Genomic DNA, 17455 nt, shown 5'->3' with positions numbered 1-17455 from the left:
TCGAGGTGGCGCAGACGCCACCAATACCGCGCCCAGCAAGGCCACTACCAGCGACAATCGACCCACGAACCATGACCATCACGAACTACGGCTGGAGTACTAGGGTGACGGGGCTCGTCCCCGTTCGATCCCATGTGGACGTTAGGAGCAGGAAATGATCGAGACCATCGAGGTATGGACCACGCCGGACTTCGTCGAGTACGAAACTCCCATGGAGGTCACCGCATACGCGGCCCGCATGGAGGACTGATCTCCCCTCCGGTGGTGGGGGGCCGTCCCCCACCACCGCGCCGCCGTCCCGACCATCGAGCCGCTGGAGGCAGCACCGTGTCTCTTTCCCCTTCCGCCGCGCCGATGTCGCCGTCGGAATTCGTCGCGGCCCTGCGTGGACTTTCCCACCGCTATTGGGGTACTCACCCGTTCCATCGGCGGATGCACGACGGCGAACTGTCCGAGCACGAACTGAAGATCTGGGCCGCGAACCGCTGGTACTACCAGTGTGTGCTCCCGCAGAAGGACGCGGCGATCATCAGCAACTGCCCGGTGCCGGAAGTGCGCCGGGAATGGCTCGACCGCATCGTCTATCACGACGGGACGGAAGCCGGGGACGGTGGAACCGAGCGATGGCTCCGCTTGTGCACCGCGGTCGGGCTCGACCGCGAAGAGGTTCTCGATCAGCGGCACGTCGCCCCCGGCGCGCGCTTCGCCGTCGACGCCTACGTGAATTTCGCCCGCACGAAACCTTGGCTCGAAGCGGTCGCTTCGGGGCTGACCGAAATGTTCGCCGGCCATCTCATGCAGCGGCGCGTCGCCGACATGCTGGCGAACTACCCGTGGATCGCGCCGGACGACCTCGCCTATTTCACCAATCGCATCGACAAGGTCTCCGGCGAGGGCAAGGGAACGCTCGACATCGTCGTGCGGCACGCCGTCACCCGCGAACAGCAGGAGAAGGCGATCGCCGCGCTGTCGTTCAAGACCGACGTGCTCTGGTCCCTGCTCGACGCCATCGAGCGCGCCGCGGCCAAGGAGTAGCGATGGCCACCCTCGAAACGGGCTCGGTGCCGCGGCTGCGGCGCGGTGTCCGGCTGAGCTACGACCAGACCAGGGAAACGCACGTCCTCCTCTTCCCCGAGGGCGTGCTCGTCCCGAATCCGACCGCCGCGGCCGTGCTCTCACTCTGCGACGGCGTCGAAGACGTCACGGCGATCGCATCGGCCTTGCGCGAGCGCTACGCCGGTGTCCGCGAGGAAGAAATCCTGGAAGTCCTTTCCCGGCTGGGAGATCGGCGGATCGTCGAATGGACCTGAACACCTCCACCGCGGCGCCGCCGCTGGGCATGCTGGCCGAATTGACCCATCGCTGTCCGCTGCACTGTCCGTACTGCTCGAATCCGGTCGAAATGGTCGCCCGCGACGGCGAACTGTCCACAGAGGAATGGATTTCCGTGCTCACGCAAGCACGGGAACTCGGCGTGCTCCAGGTGCACATGTCCGGCGGTGAACCACTCGCCCGGCCCGACCTGCCCATCCTGGTCGAGCACGCCACGAAACTGGGCTGCTACGTCAACCTCGTGACGTCCGGGCTCGGACTGACGGAGTCCAGATTGGACGATCTCGTCGAACGCGGCATCGCGCATATCCAGCTGTCCGTCCAAGGGTCGACCGCCGAACGCGCGGACAGGCTCGCCGGCGCCCGGGCCCACGATCGGAAACTGGTCGTCGCCGAGCTGATCAAGAAGGCCGGGCTGCCGCTTTCGGTGAATGTCGTGCTGCACCGGCAGAACCACGACCAGCTCGCCGGGATCATCGGCCTGGCCGAGGAAATGGGCGCGGACCGGCTCGAACTGGCCAATACCCAGTACTACGGCTGGGCGCTGCGGAACCGCGACGCCCTGATGCCGACCCGGCGGCAACTCGACGAGGCCGAGCCGATCGTGCGCGCGGCCACCGAACGGCTGCGCGATCGCATGGAGATCATCTACGTCGTCGCCGACTACTACGAGAAGTACCCCAAGCCTTGCATGTACGGCTGGGGCGCGCGGCAATTGACCGTGGCGCCCGACGGGAACGTGCTGCCGTGTCCCGCGTCGACAGCGATCGAGACACTGGAGTTCGACAACGTGCGGGACGTTCCGCTGGCACGGATCTGGTACGAATCCAGTTCCTTCAACGCCTACCGCGGCGAGGACTGGATGCCGGACACCTGCGGCACCTGCGATCGGCGCGCGATCGACTTCGGCGGCTGCCGGTGCCAGGCGTTCCAGCTCACCGGTGACGCCTCGGGGACGGACCCGGTGTGCTCGCGTTCGCCGCAGCGCGACGTCGTCGATCTCATCCTCGCCACACCCCCGAAAACGGACGAACTCGTGATGCGGGGGCCGCGATGAGGGTGATCCTGCTCGGCACCGCGGCGGGCGGCGGTTTCCCGCAATGGAACTGCGCCTGCGCGCTGTGCGTTTCGGACGCGCCGCCGCGGACGCAGGACTGTGTCGCGGTGAGTGCGGACGGCGAGGGCTGGTACCTGCTCAACGCGTCACCGGACATCCGCGCGCAGATCCTCGCCACGCCGGCGCTGCGTGCCGGACCGGGACCGAGAGAGATCCCGCTGCGCGGGGTGCTGCTCACCGACGCCGAGCTCGACCATTCGCTCGGCCTGCTTCTGTTGCGGGAAGCGGGCGGACTGCCGGTCTGGGCACCGGACGCTGTTTTGGGCGCGCTGTCCGCACAGTTCCCCGCGCGGTCGATCATCGACGGTTACGGTGGCTGGGATTGGCTGCCGTCTTCGGAGGTCTCCATCGACGGGCTCCGGGTGAGCATGCTTCCCGTGAGCGACAAGCGGCCGAAATACGCGCGTTCGTCCGCCGAGGACGGTCCGTGGGTGGTCGCGTATCGGATCGAAGACGTCGAGACCGGCGGTGTCTTCGTGTACGCGCCTTGTTTGAAGAGCTGGCCGGACGGATTCGACTCCTTCACCCGCGACGCCGGTCTGGTGTTGCTGGACGGGACTTTCTACGCGCCGGACGAAATGTCGGGGGCCACCGCGGCCAAAGTCGGCGACGGCGCCCAGCTGGCGATGGGACATCTGCCGATCACCGGCAGTCTCACGAAGCTGCGTCCCGGACCGCGTTGGGCGTACACGCACCTGAACAACACGAACCCGGTGATCGACCCGTCCTCGCCGGAGCACGCCGCCGTACTGGACGGCGGCGCCTCGCTTCCCCTGGACGGTACCGAATTCAAGCTCTAGGCGACGCCTTCGGGACTGGCACCCGAAACGGGAACGGCGCCGGCGGTGAGGCTGTCGATCTCCGCGAGATCGTCCGCGGTCAGGTCGATGTCGGCCGCGGCGAGACTGGCTTCGATGTTGGTCGCCTTGCGCGCGCCCACGATCGCCACGTGCACACCCGGCTGGGCCAGCGTCCACGCGATCGCGAGCTGACTGACCGAAATCCTTTTGCCCGCGGCGAATTCCTTGAGCCTTTCGACGATGGCGAGGTTGTGCCGGAAGGTCTCGCCGGTGAACGCCGACGATCGCGAACGCCAGTCGGTCTTCTCGAACGTCGTCTCCGGCGTGAAGGATCCGGTCAGCAGACCGCTGCCCAGCGGGCTGTACACGAGCACGCCGATGTCGTTCTCCCGTGCGTACGGCAGCGGATCGGTTTCGCTGTCGCGGCGGAACAGGTGATACGGCGGCTGCAGGGTTTCCACCGGGCGGGTCTTGTCGAAGTCCGCCAGCCCCGCGGCGTCGTAGTTCGAGACACCGACATGTCGGATCTTCCCGGCGTCGACGAACTCCTGGAGGATCCCCGCGGTCTCCTCGGCCGGAGCGCCGGAATCGGGCCAGTGGATCTGGTAGAGGTCGATGTGGTCGACGTCGAGGAAGCGGAGGCTGTCCTCGATCCCCTGTGTCAGCCACTCGCGACGGGAGTCGCGCGGACGTTCGGAACGCGGCTTGATCCCGCCTTTCGTGGCTATGACGAGGTTGTCGCGGTCGCGCTTGAGTTCCTCGCGCAACGCCTTCCCGAGCATCGCTTCGGACTTCCCGAAACCGTAGGCCTGGGCGGTGTCGAAGAAGGTGACCCCGAGTTCGCGGGCGTGGTGGATGGCGGCGATCGCCGCGTCCTCGTCGAACGATCCCCAGTCCCCGCCGAGCTGCCAGGTGCCGAAGGCGATCCTCGACACCTCGAGACCGCTCCTGCCCAATGTCGTCGTACGCATACCCTCCAGCAGAGCACAGACATCGGATCATTGCACCGGATCTCCCGGCCAACGAAACCCCCAAATAACTGTTTGACGGTCTGCGTCCCGGCAGTCGATACTCGGCCGCATGTCCGAGTCCCCCGGCCTCGACGGGTTGCGCGTCCTCGCCCATCCCGTCCGGCTGCGCATTCTGTCGCTTTTGACCGGCGCCCCGATGAGTGCGGCCGAGGCCGCGCGCGAACTCGGTGAGACACAGGCGAATGTCAGCTATCACCTGCGGCGGCTGCACGAGGCCGGGCTGCTCGACGTCGTCGAGGAGGTCCGGATCCGGGGCGGGCTGGCGAAACGCTACCGGCACGATCCGGAGTCCGGAGCGCGGTTCACCTCGACGAACCCGGATGAGGAACAGCTGCTCATCGCGGCGATGGCCGAAGAGCTCAAGCGCCGTAGCGAATTCCGCGTCCTCGGCGAAAGCGGGTCGAGGACCGACGTGGAGATATGGGTCGACAACAAGACCTGGGAGAAGGCGCTCCGGCAAGCTCGCGAACTGGGCGAGCTTCTGCACTCGGCCGCGCGGCCACCCCGCACGCGGGGCACGATCCCGGTCAGCGCGACGATCTCGATGTTCGAAATGAGCCGATCGTGACGTCGTTGCGCGAACCCTTGCGCCATCACAACTTCCGCTGGCTGATCGGCGGCCGCACGTTCGGGGAGTTCGGCAACGCCGTCGCTCCGCTCGCACTGGCGTTCGCGGTGATCGACCTGACCGGTTCGGCCGTCGACATCGGCATCGTCGTCGGCGCGCGGTCGGTGGCGAGCGTGGTCCTGCTGCTGTTCGGCGGGGTACTGGCGGACAGGTTGCCGCGATCGGTGATCCTGCAGGGCACCGAAGTCGCCGCGACACTGACCCAGGCGCTCATCGCGGCGAGCGTCCTTTGTGGATTCGCGTCGATCCCGCTGCTGGTCGGCCTGAGCGTGGTCAACGGCGCGGTGGCCGCGATCTCGGCGCCCGCCTCCGCGTCGCTCACCCCACTGACGGTGCCCGCCACCATGCTGGCGCAGGCCAACGCCCTGGCCAGGCTGCTCTCGAACTCCGGCCGGATCGCCGGCGCCGGGCTCGGCGGTCTCCTGGTCACCGCGGTCGGCCCCGGCTGGGCGCTCGCCGGGAACGCGCTGCTGTTCCTCGGCTCCGCCCTGTCCTATCGGCGTATCCGCCTCAACCGCCGGGAACGGGTCCCCGGCAGCCGCCCGCTGGCGGAACTCGCCGAAGGCTGGCGCGAGTTCCGGTCACGGACCTGGGTGTGGGTCGTGGTCGTGCAGTTCATGGTGGTGAACGCCGTCATCGCCGGCGGGATCGGAGTGCTCGGCCCCCTCGTCGCCGACAGCAGTTTCGGGCGCACCGGCTGGGGATTCGCCCTCGCCGCGCAGACGATCGGCTCGCTCGTCGGCGGGATCCTCGTGGCTCGCTGGCAGCCGCGGCGCGCACTGTTCATCGGAGTCGCGGTGATCTTCTTCGAGGCGCCGCCGCTGATCCTCCTCGGCCAGGCGCCGTGGCTGCCGCTGCTGCTGACGGCCATGTTCGTCTCCGGCCTGGCGATCGAGCAGTTCGTGGTGGCCTGGGACGTCTCCCTGCAGGAGAACGTGCCCGAGGAGAAACTCGCGCGCGTCTACTCCTACGACATGCTCGGTTCCTTCATCGCCCTGCCCCTCGGGCAGATGGCGGCCGGCCCGGCCGCGCAGCACTTCGGGGTCAGCAAGACCCTGCTCGCCTGCGCCGCCCTGGTCGTGGCCGCCACCTGTCTCGCACTGTGCAGTGGCCAGGTGCGCGGCCTCGTCCGGAAGACCCACGCCGTCCGGTCCTAGACCCTCGCGCCCAAGAGCGATAGCAAAGGTCCCTTGCTCTCTTTCCGCTGGTCACGGCCAGGGACGGACCTCTTCGAGGAGCTTCGCGACCGCGAGCACCAGGTCGTCGGAGTGCCGCGGGCCGACGATCTGGAGGCCGACCGGGAGCCCGCCGGAGGTGCGGCCCGCCGGGACGCTGATGGCGGGCTGCTGGGTCATGTTGAACGGGTAGGTGAACGGGGTCCAGTCCGGCCAGCCGCTCAGCCCGCTGCCCGGCGGCACCTCGTGCCCGGCTTCGAAGGCGGCGATCGGGAGGGTCGGCGTGATCAGCACGTCGTGACGCGTGTGGAACTCGCCCATCCGGATCCCCAGCGCGGCACGCTCGGCGTTGGCGCCGAGGTAGTCGCTCGCCGAGAAGGTCTTGCCGAATTCCCACACCTTCCGCAGCCCGGGATCTACCATCTCGGCCGAACCGGCGGGGAAGGTGTCCAGCCACTTGGCCGCCCCCGTCGACCAGAGGATGTCGAAGGCGGGCTTGGGGTCTGCGAAGCCGGGATCGGTCTCTTCGATGTGCAGGCCCGCTTCGCCCAGCGCCTGGACCGCCGCCTTGACGATCTCCGCGACCTCCGGGTCGACGTCGACATAGCCGAGCGTCGGCGAGTAGGCGGCATTCAGGCCGCGCACGTCCCGGCGGACGGCTTCACGGAAGGTCGAGACGAGCGGGGCGAGCGCCGCCGGGTCGCGGTGGTCGGGCATCGCGAGGACGTCGAGGAGCAGCGCCGTGTCGTCCACCGAACGCGCCATCGGGCCGGCGTGCGAGAGCGGCCCGAACGGGCTCGCCGGGAACAGCGGGATCCGGCCGTGCGTCGGCTTGAGGCCGACGATTCCGCAGAACGAAGCCGGGATCCGGATCGAGCCGCCGCCGTCGGTGCCGACGGAAAGCTCGCCCATCCCCGCCGCGACCGCCGCCGCGCTCCCCCCGCTGGACCCACCCGCCGTCGTCGCGAGGTCGTGCGGGTTACGGGTGATCCCGGTCAGCGTGTTGTCCGTGACGCCCTTCCACGCGAGTTCCGGTGTCGTGGTCTTTCCCAGCAGCACCAAGCCGTTCTCGCGCAGTCGCGCGGTGACCGGGCTGTCGACGTCCCACGGCTGGTCGGGGTCGATGCACCGTGAACCGCGCAAGGTCGGCCAGCCCTGTGTCAGGAACATGTCCTTGATCGAGGCCGGGACGCCGTCGAGCCAGCCGATCGGGTTGCCGTCCCGCCAGCGGATCTCGGACGCTTTCGCCTGTTCGAGCGCGCCGTCGGCGTCGACAAGGCAGTAGGCGTTGACCTCGCCGTCTCGTTCCTCGATGACACGCAGCGCGTTCTGGGTCGCCTCGACCGGCGACAGCTCCCCGGTGGCATACGCGGCGACCAGCTCACTCGCGGTCAATTTGGTGTCGTTCATCCGGCCCCTAACCTTGGCGAAGCGTCTCCGACGGCACGTATCCGAGCTGCTTGTCCACCACGTTGCGCAGTGGCTCCCCCGCGCGCCAGCGACGGAAGTTGTCCGCGAACACCTCTACCAGAGTAGAGCGCCAGCCGACGAAGTCGCCCGACATATGCGGCGAGATCAGCACGTTCTCCATGGTCCACAAAGGACTCTCGGAGGGCAGCGGCTCGGTGTCGAAGACGTCGAGCGCCGCGCCGCCTAGCGGTCCGTCCCGCAGCGCGCCGACCAGGTCCGACGTGACGACCAGTTCGCCGCGGCCGACGTTGACGAACCGTGCGCCGGGCTTCATCGCGGCGAAGGCCTCGGCGTCGAACATGCCCTTCGTCTGCTCGGTCAGTGGCGCGACCGCGACGACGTAGTCCGCCTCGGGGAGATGGCGTGCCAGGTCCGAGGAGGCGTACACGTCTCCGAAGTCGGGATCATCCTCTCGGGAACGGCGCCCGACCCCCGCCACCGACATGCCGGCCGCCCGCAGCATCCGTGCGATCGAGCGGCCGATCGGCCCGGTGCCGACCACGAGCACCCGGCGGCCGGAGATCCGTTCACTCTCCCGGTGCTTCCACTGCCGCTGCCGCTGCAGGTCCCACGAACGGACGAAGTCTTTGGCGAACGTGAGGACGACCCCGAGGACGTATTCGGCTATCGCCCCGTCGAACACGCCGCGCGAGTTCGTGAGCACGACGTCGCTCTCCTGCAGCCCCGTGAAGAGCACAGGATCGACACCCGCGCTGGCGATGTGCAGCCAGCGCAGCTTGTCGGCCGCGTGCCAGGCGCCCGGGACGGCGGTCGAGAGGAAGTCGTAGACGAAGAACGCGTCGGCTCCGGATAACGCGTCGGCCAAGCCCGCCTCGTCGGTGTAACGAACCACCGCTTCAGCTTCGATAGCGCGCATGTCCGGTGGGCGTGCGTCTCCGCAGAGCACCGCCACCACTGGGGTCTCCGAGGCGATCACGATTGACACCGTAAAAGTGGCTCGTATGATTGTCAACAATCCGAGGAACGACCCCGGAGCACCGGACCTGTGACAGCAGTAGTTTTCCGGAGGCTGAGACTTGGATTTCGACTTACTGGAGTTCGAAGGCCCACTGGCGCAGCGCGGCATCGGCGTGATCGCTCCCTTCGACCTTGCCCTCGAACGCGAGCTTTGGCGCTGGGTGCCCATGGAGGTCTCCCTCCATCTGGCCCGGACGCCGTACGAGCCCGTGCCCGTCAGCATGGAGATGGCCCAGCTCGTCAGCGACAGCAGGCATCTCGCCACCGCCACGAGAGACGTGCTCCACGTGGAGCCCGAAGTCGTCGCCTATCTGTGCACCTCCGGCAGTTTCGTCAACGGGGTCGACTACGAACGCTCCCTGACCAAGGCGATCTGCGACGCGGGCGCGCCGGACGCCGTCACCACCTCCGGCGCGCTGGCCGAGGTCCTGCACCAGCTCGACCTGCACCGGGTCTCGGTGCTGACGCCCTACGACGGCGACCTGACCGGGAAGCTGCACGACTTCCTGGCCGAACTCGGCGTGCGCACCGTGTCGAGCGACCACCTCGGCCTGGGCGGCGGCATCTGGAAGGTCAGCTACCGGACCATCGCCGAACGCATCCTCGCCGCCGACCACGCCGACGCAGACGCCATCTTCGTCAGTTGCACCAACCTCCCCACCTACGATCTGATCGAGCCACTCGAAAGCGCGCTCGGCAAACCCGTCCTCACCGCGAACCAGCTCACGATGTGGGCCTGCCTCCGGCGGATGAACCTGCCGATCGTCGGCCCCGGCAAGTGGCTCCGGGAGGTCGACTGACCTCTTCCCTTACGATTGTCGACAATCTGTCCTCCGGAGGTCCCGTGCCCAACACCCCGTTCAGCCCACCTGAGCCGCCGTCCGACACGACCACGATCGGATTCATTTACCCCGATCACGCGGCCGAAGACGACTACCCGCTCGCGGAACAGCTCCTCGGCGGGGACATGGCCGGGATCAAGCTGCCTGTCGAGCACATCTACGGGACCGATCTACACGCCGTACCCGAGCTCCTGGACCTCGGCAGCGAAAGCCGTCTCGCCGACGGCGCCGCGCTGCTGGCCAAACACGAACCGGACGCGGTCGTGTGGGCGTGCACCAGCGGCAGCTTCGTCTACGGCTGGGACGGCGCCCGAGACCAGGCCGACCGGCTGGCCGCCGTCGCCGGCGTCCCGGCGTCAAGCACCTCCTTCGCCTTCGTCCACGCCGCTCACGCCCTCCGCGTCCGGCGGGTCGCGGTCGCCGCCAGCTACCCGGACGACGTCGCCCGGCTGTTCGTCGAGTTCCTCGGCGCGGGCGGGATCGAGGTGGTCTCGATGGGCAGCGCGGACATCGACACCGCCGCCGAGGTCGGCGAGCTCACCCCGGAAGCCGTCGTCGAGCTCGCCGTGCGCGGCGATCACCCGGCCGCCGACGCGCTCCTCGTCCCCGACACCGCCATGCGGACACTCGGCGAGATCAACACGATCGAGACCAGGCTCGGCAAGCCGGTGCTGACCGCCAACCAGGTCACCGTCTGGGAGGGCCTGCGGCTCACCGGGCGGTCCCCGCTCGTCCGCACGCTGGGCGCGTTGTTCGGGCAGAGGGGCGACTGAACCATGTCCTTGCCGGATATCGAGCCGGTCAGCCGGGAATCGACCGCCGGGATCATCGCGCGCCAGCTGCGGGACGCGATCATGACCGGCGCTCTTCCTCCCGGCACCCAGCTCGGTGAAACGGACCTGGCCTCTCGGTTCCAGGTTTCGCGGGGCCCGCTGCGAGAGGCGATGCAGCACCTCGTTTCCGAAGGACTCCTGCGCAGCGAACGCCACCGCGGCCTGTTCGTGATCGACCTCGAACCCGGCGACGTCTACGACATCTACTCGGCGCGCTCGGCCATCGAACGCGCCGCGATGCTGCGAGCCCTGCGCGGCGACCGGGAACGGGTCGCCGCCGAACTCGAACAAGCCGTGGGCGCCATGGCCGCCGCCGCGGACGACGACGACCCGACCGCGCTCTCCTGGGCGGATCTGCGCTTCCACGAGGCGCTGATCGCGGCTTCCGGCAGCAAACGGCTCGTGCGCATGGCCCGGACCCTGCTGATCGAGACCCGGATGTGCCTCACCGCGCTGCAGGGGACCTATCAGCGGGTCGAAGAACGGGTCACCGAGCACACCAGGATCATCGAAGCCCTGCGGGCAGGCGACGAAGAGACCGCGCTGTCGCTGCTGGAAGCCCATATGGAGGACGCCGTGCAGCGGCTGGCCCCGGGGACCAGCCTGCGGGAGGGCGAAGCACCCGCGGTGCCTTAGGGATTCAGTGACCACGGCACCGTGCACCCAGCACCGGCTGCCCGCCCGTCCCACCGCGAAACTCCCTGTCCCACGGCCAATTTCCGCGCTCGTCCTCGTAGACCAGTTGCAGGGCACGGAATTCGTCGCCGTACATGAGGACGGCGGTGATCAGGTGCGCCGACGGCGAACTGAGCGGAACGACCTCGAACGCGGGCCAGCCCACCGCGGCGGGCAGCACCTCACCCGATTCCGGTGGCCCCGACCGGACCACCTGCTGGGCGAAATAGTTCAGGAGCTGACCGGATCTTCGCTCTCTCAGGCCGGTGACGACGAGCTCCGGCAGCCCGGCGTCGGTGAGCCCGACCGTGTAAGCGAAGCCGGGTTGGCCGATCCCGCGCTCGACCGTCTGCACCATCCAGCCGTACTTCCGGATCAGCGGACGGACCTCCTCGATGAGGTAGTCGTCGCGAGTCTTCCCGGGGTTGTCGCAATGCCAGCACATCGGCACTCCTCCAGTCGTCGAATCCGATGATCGACACTGTGCACCGGAGCACCGACAAAAACTCACGGCCCGGAACGGCACGCGTGCGACGACTGGCCTTTTCCTCGCGAATTTCGCGAGGAAAGCGCCGTCCGCCACTCCTTCGAGTGAGTGGCGATTTGGGGTAGGTCCGAAAGCGCCTTGGGTACCTAATGGATTCTGTTCCCGAAGGCCCATGAAAGGACCGAGAGTCCCTTAAGGAGGCCTTCGCGGACTCGGCAATCGCCACGTTTTCCCAGTAGTCACAACGCTGCGCGTGAAGGCCCCCTTGCCTCGGCTCAGCCGAGGGAACTCGCCCTTCGCGCCTTGCCGGAGTACGTGAGTGAGGCGGCAGTGCCGTGTCGGTCGGGGTGGTCGTGAGTGGTAAGTGTCGTTAGAACGACACTTACCACTCACGACCACCCCGACCCACTCGCTACTCACACCCTTGCACCTAAAGCTCCGAAGTGCCCCCAGGCCCCGCAAAAAGAGGTCGTGAGATTTATTGGGGGTAAGGCAAATGTGTCGTGTCGTGAAGGGAACCTTCCCCGCATGCGATGCGACGAAAGTCCCCTTCACCAACCCGACACATTTGCCTTACCCCAAACACTCACACCACCCAGGGACTTGACAAGCCACTATGCGGATGGTTCAAGATAGAGCAGCGACCACCGCGGACCCGAGTTCGGCGGTGGTGGACTTCCCGCCGAGGTCAGGGGTCTGCACGGTCCCCTCCTCGAGAACCTTCTCCACCGCCGCGTGAATATTTTGTGCCGCAACGGTTTCTCCGAGATGGTCGAGCATCATCGCACCCGCCAGGATCTGCGCCACCGGATTCGCGATGCCCTGCCCGGCGATATCGGGAGCGCTGCCGTGCACGGCCTCGAACATGGAAGGAAACTCACCTGTCGGATTGATATTGCCCGAAGGCGCCATTCCGAGCCCGCCCGTCACGGCCGCCGCCAGGTCGCTCAGGATGTCGCCGAAGAGATTGGAACCGACCACGACGTCGAGCCGGTCCGGCGCCTGCACCATCCGGGCGGCGAGCGCGTCGACATGACACTGTTCAGCTTGCACGTCCGGATAGTCCGAAGAGACTTCAGCGAAGATCTCGTCCCAGAACGGCATCGAGTGAATGAGCCCGTTGGACTTGGTCGCCGAGCAGACCCGTCCCGTCCGCGTCTTCGCCAGTTCGAAGGCATAGCGGATGATCCGCTCCACCCCGACCCGCGTGAACACGGATTCCTGTAAGACGAACTCGTTCTCCTGACCACGATTGTGCCTGCCGCCGATCTCCGAGTACTCGCCCTCGGAGTTCTCCCGGACGATCACCATCTCCAGCTCTTCGGCGGTGCGGCCCGCCAGCGCCGAAGTCGTCCCCGGTAGCAGCCGGACCGGCCGGAGATTGACGTACTGGGTGAACGCGCGCCGCACCGGAATGAGGAGGCCCCACAACGACACGTGGTCCGGCACGCCGGGAAAGCCGACGGCGCCGAGAAAGATCCCATCGAACCGGGAAAGCTGCTCGATACCGTCGTCCGGCATCATCGCGCCGGTCTTGGTGTACCGCTCACAACTCCAGTCGAATTCCTGCCACGACAGGGAGAAACCATGCGATGTCGCCGCGCGGTCGAGGACCTTGCGAGCCTCGACCGTCACGTCGACACCGATCCCGTCGCCGGGAATGCTGGCGATCCGATAAGAGGAAGTCCCGGTTTGAGAAGTCCCGGTTTGAGAAGTCACAGAGCCACCGCGATGTACTTGGTCTCGAGGAACTCGTCGATGCCGACGGTGCCGCCTTCACGGCCGAGCCCGGACTGCTTGATCCCGCCGAACGGTGCCGCCGGGTTCGAGACCAGGCCTTGGTTGAGGCCGATCATGCCGGCTTCCAGCCGTTCCGAAACCCGCAGTGCCCGTTTGAGATCGGAGGTGTACACATAGGACACGAGCCCGAATTCGGTGTCGTTCGCCGCCTCGATGGCCTCGTCCTCAGTGTCGAACGAAGTGATCGGAGCGACCGGTCCGAAGATCTCTTCTGAAGCGAGCTTGGCGTCCTTGGGCACGTCGGTGAGCACAGTGGCCTGGTAGAAGTTGCCCGGACCGTCCACAGCAGACCCGCCGGTGAGGACGCGCGCACCTCGTTCGGTGGCGTCGGAGACCAGCCCACCGACCTTCTCGACCGCGGCTTTGTCGATGAGGGGGCCGACGACGACGCCTTCCTCGGTACCGCGCCCCATCGGCAGGGCCTCCATGCGCTCGGTGAGGCGCCGGGAGAACTCGTCGACGATGCCTCGCTGGACGTAGAAGCGGTTCGCGGCCGTGCAGGCCTCACCGATGTTGCGCATCTTCGCGGTCATCGCGCCATCGATCGCCGCGTCGAGGTCAGCGTCTTCGAAGACGAGGAAGGGAGCGTTGCCACCGAGTTCCATCGAGGTGCGGAGCACCTTGTCCGCGCACTGTTCCAGCAGCTTCCGCCCGACGCCGGTCGAACCGGTGAAGGACAGCTTCCGGGCACGGCCGTCCCGGATCAGCGGCTCCATCACGCCGCCGGAGTCCGACGTCGTGAGCACGTTCAGCACACCTTCCGGCAATCCCGCTTCGGCGAGGATCGCCGCGAGGGCCAGCATCGAAAGGGGGGTCTGAGCAGCAGGCTTGATGATCATCGTGCAGCCGGCCGCGACCGCGGGCCCGATCTTGCGGGTGCCCATCGCCATGGGGAAGTTCCACGGCGTGATCAGCAGGCACGGCCCGACGGGCTGCTTCGTCACCAGGAACCGGCCTGTCCCGTTGGGCGCGACGGCGTAGCCACCGTCGATCCGCACGGCCTCCTCCGCGAACCAGCGGAAGAACTCGGCCGCGTAGGTGATCTCGCCCTTCGACTCCGCGAGCGGCTTGCCCATCTCGAGGGTCATCAGCAACGCGAGCTCGTCGGCGCGCTTGACGAGCAGTTCGTAGGCGCGACGCAGGATCTCGCCGCGTTCGCGCGGGGCGACGTTCGCCCAGTCGGCCTGCGCGGCGACGGCGGCGTCGAGTGCGCCGACACCGTCCGCCGGTGACGCGTCGGCCACCTCGCACAGGGCTTCACCTGTCGAGGGGTCGAGAACGGGGAAAGTCTTCCCACCCGTGGCGGGCACCCACTTGCCGCCGATGAACAGTTCCTTGTCGACCGCCGCGACTACTCCGGCCTCACTGATCGAGCTCATCCCAACGCTCCTCCATGTTGTCCCGAACGCCATGCTATGGATATTGTCAACAATCGACAACAGCTCAGCCGACCTAGGAGCGCAGCCCATGGCCCAGCTATCACCGCTGCTCAAGCAGGCAACGCCGGTCGTGGTCGACCACGGTGCAGGGGTGTACCTCTACGACACCGACGGCAAACGTCACCTGGATTTCACCGCCGGGATCGGCGTGACCAGCACCGGCCACTGCCACCCGCACGTGGTGAGCGCCGCTCAGGAACAGGTCGGCAAGCTCATCCACGGCCAGTACACGACGGTCATGCACAAGCCGATGCTGGAGCTGACCGAGAAGCTGGGCGGCGTCCTGCCCGAAGGCCTGAATTCACTCTTCTACGCGAACTCGGGCAGCGAGGCTGTCGAGGCGGCGCTCCGGCTGTCGCGGCAGGCGACCAAGCGGCCCAACGTCATCGTCTTCCAGGGCGGGTTCCACGGCCGGACGGTCGCGGCGGCGACGATGACGACGTCGGGCACCCGGTTCAGCGCCGGGATCTCGCCGCTCATGTCCGGTGTGCACATCGCGCCCTTCCCGTACGCCTTCCACTACGGCTGGGACGAGGAGACCGCGACGAAGTTCGCCCTGCGCGAGCTCGACTACCTGTTCGCGACGGTCTGCGCGCCGAACGAGACGGCCGCGTTCTTCATCGAGCCGGTGCTCGGCGAGGGCGGGTACGTCCCGGCGAACCCCGAGTTCCTGGCCGGGCTCCGGGAGCGTGCCGACAAGCACGGGATCCTGCTGGTGATGGACGAGATCCAGACCGGCTTCGGCCGGACGGGCCGGTTCTGGGGGCACGAGCACTTCGGGGTGCGCCCGGACATCGTGCTCATCGCGAAAGGACTGGCGAGCGGGTTCCCGATCTCGGGTATCGCCGCTTCGGAGGAGCTGATGGCGAAGGCGCTCCCCGGTTCCCAGGGCGGGACCTACGGTGGCAACGCGGTGGCCTGCGCGGCGGCGATCGCCACGCTCGAGGTGATCCAGCGGGAGGGGCTGGTCGAGAACGCCGCCGAACGCGGACGCCAGCTACTCGAAGGGGTCCGGGTGATCGCGGACAAGTCGCCGTCGATCGGCGACGTCCGGGGGCTGGGGCTGCTCGTCGGTTCCGAGTTCACCACACCGGACGGCGAGCCGGACACCGCGAAGGCCCAGGCTGCCCAGAAAGCCGCGTCCGCCAACGGGTTGCTGCTGCTGACGTGCGGGGCGTACATGAACGTCGTCCGGATGGTGCCGCCGCTGATCGTCGATACCGAGCAGGTCGACGAGGCGCTGCGGATCTGGGGCGACGTCGTGGCGGGGGTCGAGTGATGGCCCGCTACATCACGATCACCCTCGACAAGCGCGGGGTGTCCTGCCGGGCCCGGCTGCTCGACGCCGAAGCCCCGCGAACCTGCCGCGCCGTTTGGGACGCGTTGCCGCAAAGCGGTTCGGCCTACCACGCGAAGTACGCGCGCAACGAGGTCTACGCGCTCGTGCCGCCCTTCGCCGAACCGAAACCGGGCCGGGAAAACCCCACGATCACCCCGATCCCGGGTGATGTCGTGTACTTCGGGTTCGAAGCCTGGGAGATCGGCAATCCGGCGTACGGCTACGACCAGGACAGTGAGGCGCACAGCGACCAGGGCGCGACCGACCTCGCGATCTTCTACGGCCGCAACAACCTGCTGATCAACGGCGACGCGGGCTGGGTGCCCGGCAACGTGTTCGCGACGATCGAAGAGGGGCTGGCCGAAATGGCCGAAGCCGCACAGGACCTCTGGCTGCGAGGTGTCGAGGGCGAGACGCTTTCGTTCGCACGCGCGTGAAAAGCCCGTGGACGGCGAGGGTTCCCCTTCCCTCGCCGTCCACGGGCCGGCACCCCTCCCTGGCTACTGTCGTTCGCCCGCGAGCCGGTATTCGACGCCACCGACCTCTTCGCCGCGCTGGTCGACCTGGGTCACGTGGACGGTGTACTGCCCACCGGCTGCCTCGGCTCCGGCGGTGAAGCTCAGCTTGGCGTCGATCTGTTCGCCCGCCTTGAACGCCAGCCCGCTGATCCGGGCCCGCTGCGGGTTCACGATGGCCAGCTCGGTCTCGCCGACCCGTTCGATGCCCTCACCCTTCGCGCCGCCTGCCCGCCAGCGTGCGGCGAGGTCGGGGCCGAGGTCGATGGTGATCCGTCCCGGGCCGGTGAACGGCTTGCCCGGCTGGGTGAAGACGATGTCGCCGACCGCCGTGGGGTCAGGACCGTGCCAGCCGAACACGATCGGCCGGATCACCGGGACCTTGATCTTGAACGGGACCGCGTTCACGTTGTGCCACGCGATGTTGTTGTTCTTCCGCGTGTTGATGGAAGTACTGACGCCTTCCGTCGGCAGGTCGGTCGGAGAGAGCCACCTGGCCAGCAGGCAGAAGTGCGAGCCGATCGGGACCTTCCACGGGATGACGACCGTCTTGGTGCCGTAGGGCACGTCCACGTCGAGCTTCGAACCGATGTAGTTCCACTGGTTCGGCCACTGGGCCACGGTGCCCTGCTTGGTGTACCAGACCTGCAGGTTCCCCTTCTCGTACGCGTCACCGTACGGGCCGGGACGGTTGAGTGTGACGTGGATGAAGGCGTTACCGCCCTGGACGATCGGGTCGTCGGTGGCGCACAGGATCGTCGCCGAGAAACACACCCGGACGTCGGGGCTGGAGTAGAGCGAGCCGGACGAGTCCTCGTACCCGTAGTCGGATCCGTTGTCCCGGATGAAGACATCGCTGCGGGCTCCCGGTGCGGCCTGCACCGCCGGTGCGACACCGGCGAACAGTGTCGCGACGGCCAAGACGGCCGAGGCGAGCAGCGTTCGACGGCGCCGCGGGTTCGTGCTGATCATGTTTCCCTCCTTGGGCGAAACA

19 protein-coding genes are annotated in these 17455 nt (G+C 67.6%); 12 read left to right on the top strand and 7 right to left on the bottom strand.

Features of this window, described 5'->3' with window-relative positions; translation table 11 throughout:
* Positions 1-154 precede the first annotated feature (154 nt).
* The 5 genes from pqqA (at position 155) to pqqB (ending at position 3249) form a co-directional block, all read left to right on the top strand.
* Entirely contained in the window at positions 155-250 is a 96-nt protein-coding gene (gene pqqA, locus ACFOSH_RS17460) for a pyrroloquinoline quinone precursor peptide PqqA (RefSeq protein ID WP_007033797.1), read from the top strand.
* Between the two features lie 104 nt (positions 251-354).
* Positions 355-1035 (top strand): pyrroloquinoline-quinone synthase PqqC, encoded by a 681-nt coding sequence (pqqC, locus tag ACFOSH_RS17455; RefSeq protein WP_378239982.1) that lies wholly within the window; start codon positions 355-357, stop codon positions 1033-1035.
* 2 nt (positions 1036-1037) lie between these two features.
* The gene (gene pqqD, locus ACFOSH_RS17450; protein ID WP_378239960.1) at positions 1038-1310 is read left to right on the top strand and encodes a pyrroloquinoline quinone biosynthesis peptide chaperone PqqD; all 273 of its coding nucleotides are present in this window, start codon (positions 1038-1040) and stop codon (positions 1308-1310) included.
* Positions 1301-2389: a pyrroloquinoline quinone biosynthesis protein PqqE gene (gene pqqE / locus ACFOSH_RS17445; RefSeq protein ID WP_378239959.1), complete on the top strand. Its 1089-nt coding sequence runs from the start codon at positions 1301-1303 to the stop codon at positions 2387-2389. The genes pqqD and pqqE overlap by 10 nt, the downstream gene beginning before the upstream one ends.
* Complete coding sequence (pqqB, locus tag ACFOSH_RS17440; protein ID WP_378239958.1) at positions 2386-3249, top strand: pyrroloquinoline quinone biosynthesis protein PqqB; 864 nt, start codon at positions 2386-2388, stop codon at positions 3247-3249. Before pqqE ends, pqqB begins: the two co-directional genes overlap by 4 nt.
* Here pqqB and ACFOSH_RS17435 read toward each other — a convergent pair.
* The gene (locus ACFOSH_RS17435) at positions 3246-4220 is read right to left on the bottom strand and encodes an aldo/keto reductase (RefSeq protein ID WP_378239957.1); all 975 of its coding nucleotides are present in this window, start codon (positions 4218-4220) and stop codon (positions 3246-3248) included. The genes pqqB and ACFOSH_RS17435 overlap by 4 nt on opposite strands.
* Positions 4221-4329: 109 nt before the next feature.
* On the opposite strand from ACFOSH_RS17435, the gene ACFOSH_RS17430 reads away from it, so the two are divergent.
* Positions 4330-4848, top strand: coding sequence for an ArsR/SmtB family transcription factor (locus ACFOSH_RS17430; protein WP_378239956.1), 519 nt, complete (start codon positions 4330-4332; stop codon positions 4846-4848).
* Positions 4845-6065, top strand: a complete 1221-nt coding sequence (locus ACFOSH_RS17425) for an MFS transporter (RefSeq protein ID WP_378239954.1) — start codon at positions 4845-4847, stop codon at positions 6063-6065. Before ACFOSH_RS17430 ends, ACFOSH_RS17425 begins: the two co-directional genes overlap by 4 nt.
* Positions 6066-6116: 51 nt before the next feature.
* Here ACFOSH_RS17425 and ACFOSH_RS17420 read toward each other — a convergent pair whose 3' ends face one another.
* Together ACFOSH_RS17420 and ACFOSH_RS17415 are read right to left on the bottom strand one after the other, a co-directional pair.
* Positions 6117-7493 carry an amidase gene (locus tag ACFOSH_RS17420; protein WP_378239953.1) on the bottom strand — a complete coding sequence of 459 codons (1377 nt, stop codon included), beginning with the start codon at positions 7491-7493 and terminating at the stop codon, positions 6117-6119.
* 7 nt (positions 7494-7500) lie between these two features.
* On the bottom strand, positions 7501-8430 hold the full coding sequence (locus ACFOSH_RS17415; RefSeq protein ID WP_378239981.1) for a D-2-hydroxyacid dehydrogenase: 930 nt from the start codon (positions 8428-8430) through the stop codon (positions 7501-7503).
* A 160-nt stretch (positions 8431-8590) separates the two neighbouring features.
* On the opposite strand from ACFOSH_RS17415, the gene ACFOSH_RS17410 reads away from it, so the two are divergent.
* From ACFOSH_RS17410 to ACFOSH_RS17400, 3 genes are read left to right on the top strand one after another with little or no spacing between them, the layout of a single operon-like run.
* Entirely contained in the window at positions 8591-9331 is a 741-nt protein-coding gene (locus ACFOSH_RS17410) for a maleate cis-trans isomerase family protein (RefSeq protein WP_378239952.1), read from the top strand.
* Positions 9332-9375: 44 nt separating this feature from the next.
* Positions 9376-10146 (top strand): maleate cis-trans isomerase family protein, encoded by a 771-nt coding sequence (locus ACFOSH_RS17405; RefSeq protein WP_378239951.1) that lies wholly within the window; start codon positions 9376-9378, stop codon positions 10144-10146.
* Positions 10147-10149: 3 nt separating this feature from the next.
* The gene (locus ACFOSH_RS17400; RefSeq protein WP_378239950.1) at positions 10150-10842 is read left to right on the top strand and encodes a GntR family transcriptional regulator; all 693 of its coding nucleotides are present in this window, start codon (positions 10150-10152) and stop codon (positions 10840-10842) included.
* A 4-nt stretch (positions 10843-10846) separates the two neighbouring features.
* Here ACFOSH_RS17400 and ACFOSH_RS17395 read toward each other — a convergent pair whose 3' ends face one another.
* The 3 genes from ACFOSH_RS17395 to ACFOSH_RS17385 all read right to left on the bottom strand — a co-directional run bounded on the left by ACFOSH_RS17395 (position 10847) and on the right by ACFOSH_RS17385 (position 14547).
* On the bottom strand, positions 10847-11326 hold the full coding sequence (locus tag ACFOSH_RS17395; RefSeq protein ID WP_378239949.1) for a DUF4262 domain-containing protein: 480 nt from the start codon (positions 11324-11326) through the stop codon (positions 10847-10849).
* A 669-nt stretch (positions 11327-11995) separates the two neighbouring features.
* Entirely contained in the window at positions 11996-13087 is a 1092-nt protein-coding gene (locus tag ACFOSH_RS17390) for a tartrate dehydrogenase (protein ID WP_378239948.1), read from the bottom strand.
* A complete protein-coding gene (locus tag ACFOSH_RS17385) occupies positions 13084-14547 on the bottom strand; it encodes an NAD-dependent succinate-semialdehyde dehydrogenase (RefSeq protein WP_378239947.1) in 1464 nt (487 codons plus the stop codon). The genes ACFOSH_RS17390 and ACFOSH_RS17385 overlap by 4 nt, the downstream gene beginning before the upstream one ends.
* 88 nt (positions 14548-14635) lie before the next feature.
* Here ACFOSH_RS17385 and ACFOSH_RS17380 point away from each other — a divergent pair, with 88 nt between their 5' ends.
* Complete coding sequence (locus ACFOSH_RS17380) at positions 14636-15886, top strand: aspartate aminotransferase family protein (RefSeq protein WP_378239946.1); 1251 nt, start codon at positions 14636-14638, stop codon at positions 15884-15886.
* Entirely contained in the window at positions 15886-16383 is a 498-nt protein-coding gene (locus ACFOSH_RS17375) for a DUF3830 family protein (RefSeq protein WP_378239945.1), read from the top strand. The genes ACFOSH_RS17380 and ACFOSH_RS17375 overlap by 1 nt, the downstream gene beginning before the upstream one ends.
* Positions 16384-16446: 63 nt before the next feature.
* Here the strand turns inward: ACFOSH_RS17375 and ACFOSH_RS17370 are convergent, their stop codons facing one another.
* A complete protein-coding gene (locus ACFOSH_RS17370; protein WP_378239944.1) occupies positions 16447-17433 on the bottom strand; it encodes a hypothetical protein in 987 nt (328 codons plus the stop codon).
* Between the last annotated feature and the right edge of the window lie 22 nt (positions 17434-17455).

It is taken from the genome of Amycolatopsis speibonae, from assembly GCF_042647925.1.
Taxonomy (GTDB): domain Bacteria; phylum Actinomycetota; class Actinomycetes; order Mycobacteriales; family Pseudonocardiaceae; genus Amycolatopsis; species Amycolatopsis speibonae.
Note: the sequence above shows the minus strand (reverse complement) of the source record. Positions and strands in the feature narration are given on the sequence as shown.

What these genes read in the sequence shown, in the direction of transcription:
- pqqA (WP_007033797.1), top strand. Translation starts at nt 155, where the DNA reads ATGATCGAGACCATCGAGGTATGGACCACGCCGGACTTCGTCGAGTAC.
- pqqC (WP_378239982.1), top strand. Translation starts at nt 355, where the DNA reads ATGTCGCCGTCGGAATTCGTCGCGGCCCTGCGTGGACTTTCCCACCGC.
- pqqD (WP_378239960.1), top strand. Translation starts at nt 1,038, where the DNA reads ATGGCCACCCTCGAAACGGGCTCGGTGCCGCGGCTGCGGCGCGGTGTC.
- pqqE (WP_378239959.1), top strand. Translation starts at nt 1,301, where the DNA reads ATGGACCTGAACACCTCCACCGCGGCGCCGCCGCTGGGCATGCTGGCC.
- pqqB (WP_378239958.1), top strand. Translation starts at nt 2,386, where the DNA reads ATGAGGGTGATCCTGCTCGGCACCGCGGCGGGCGGCGGTTTCCCGCAA.
- ACFOSH_RS17435 (WP_378239957.1), bottom strand. Translation starts at nt 4,220, where the DNA reads ATGCGTACGACGACATTGGGCAGGAGCGGTCTCGAGGTGTCGAGGATC.
- ACFOSH_RS17430 (WP_378239956.1), top strand. Translation starts at nt 4,330, where the DNA reads ATGTCCGAGTCCCCCGGCCTCGACGGGTTGCGCGTCCTCGCCCATCCC.
- ACFOSH_RS17420 (WP_378239953.1), bottom strand. Translation starts at nt 7,493, where the DNA reads ATGAACGACACCAAATTGACCGCGAGTGAGCTGGTCGCCGCGTATGCC.
- ACFOSH_RS17415 (WP_378239981.1), bottom strand. Translation starts at nt 8,430, where the DNA reads ATGCGCGCTATCGAAGCTGAAGCGGTGGTTCGTTACACCGACGAGGCG.
- ACFOSH_RS17400 (WP_378239950.1), top strand. Translation starts at nt 10,150, where the DNA reads ATGTCCTTGCCGGATATCGAGCCGGTCAGCCGGGAATCGACCGCCGGG.
- ACFOSH_RS17395 (WP_378239949.1), bottom strand. Translation starts at nt 11,326, where the DNA reads ATGTGCTGGCATTGCGACAACCCCGGGAAGACTCGCGACGACTACCTC.
- ACFOSH_RS17385 (WP_378239947.1), bottom strand. Translation starts at nt 14,547, where the DNA reads ATGAGCTCGATCAGTGAGGCCGGAGTAGTCGCGGCGGTCGACAAGGAA.
- ACFOSH_RS17380 (WP_378239946.1), top strand. Translation starts at nt 14,636, where the DNA reads ATGGCCCAGCTATCACCGCTGCTCAAGCAGGCAACGCCGGTCGTGGTC.
- ACFOSH_RS17375 (WP_378239945.1), top strand. Translation starts at nt 15,886, where the DNA reads ATGGCCCGCTACATCACGATCACCCTCGACAAGCGCGGGGTGTCCTGC.
- ACFOSH_RS17370 (WP_378239944.1), bottom strand. Translation starts at nt 17,433, where the DNA reads ATGATCAGCACGAACCCGCGGCGCCGTCGAACGCTGCTCGCCTCGGCC.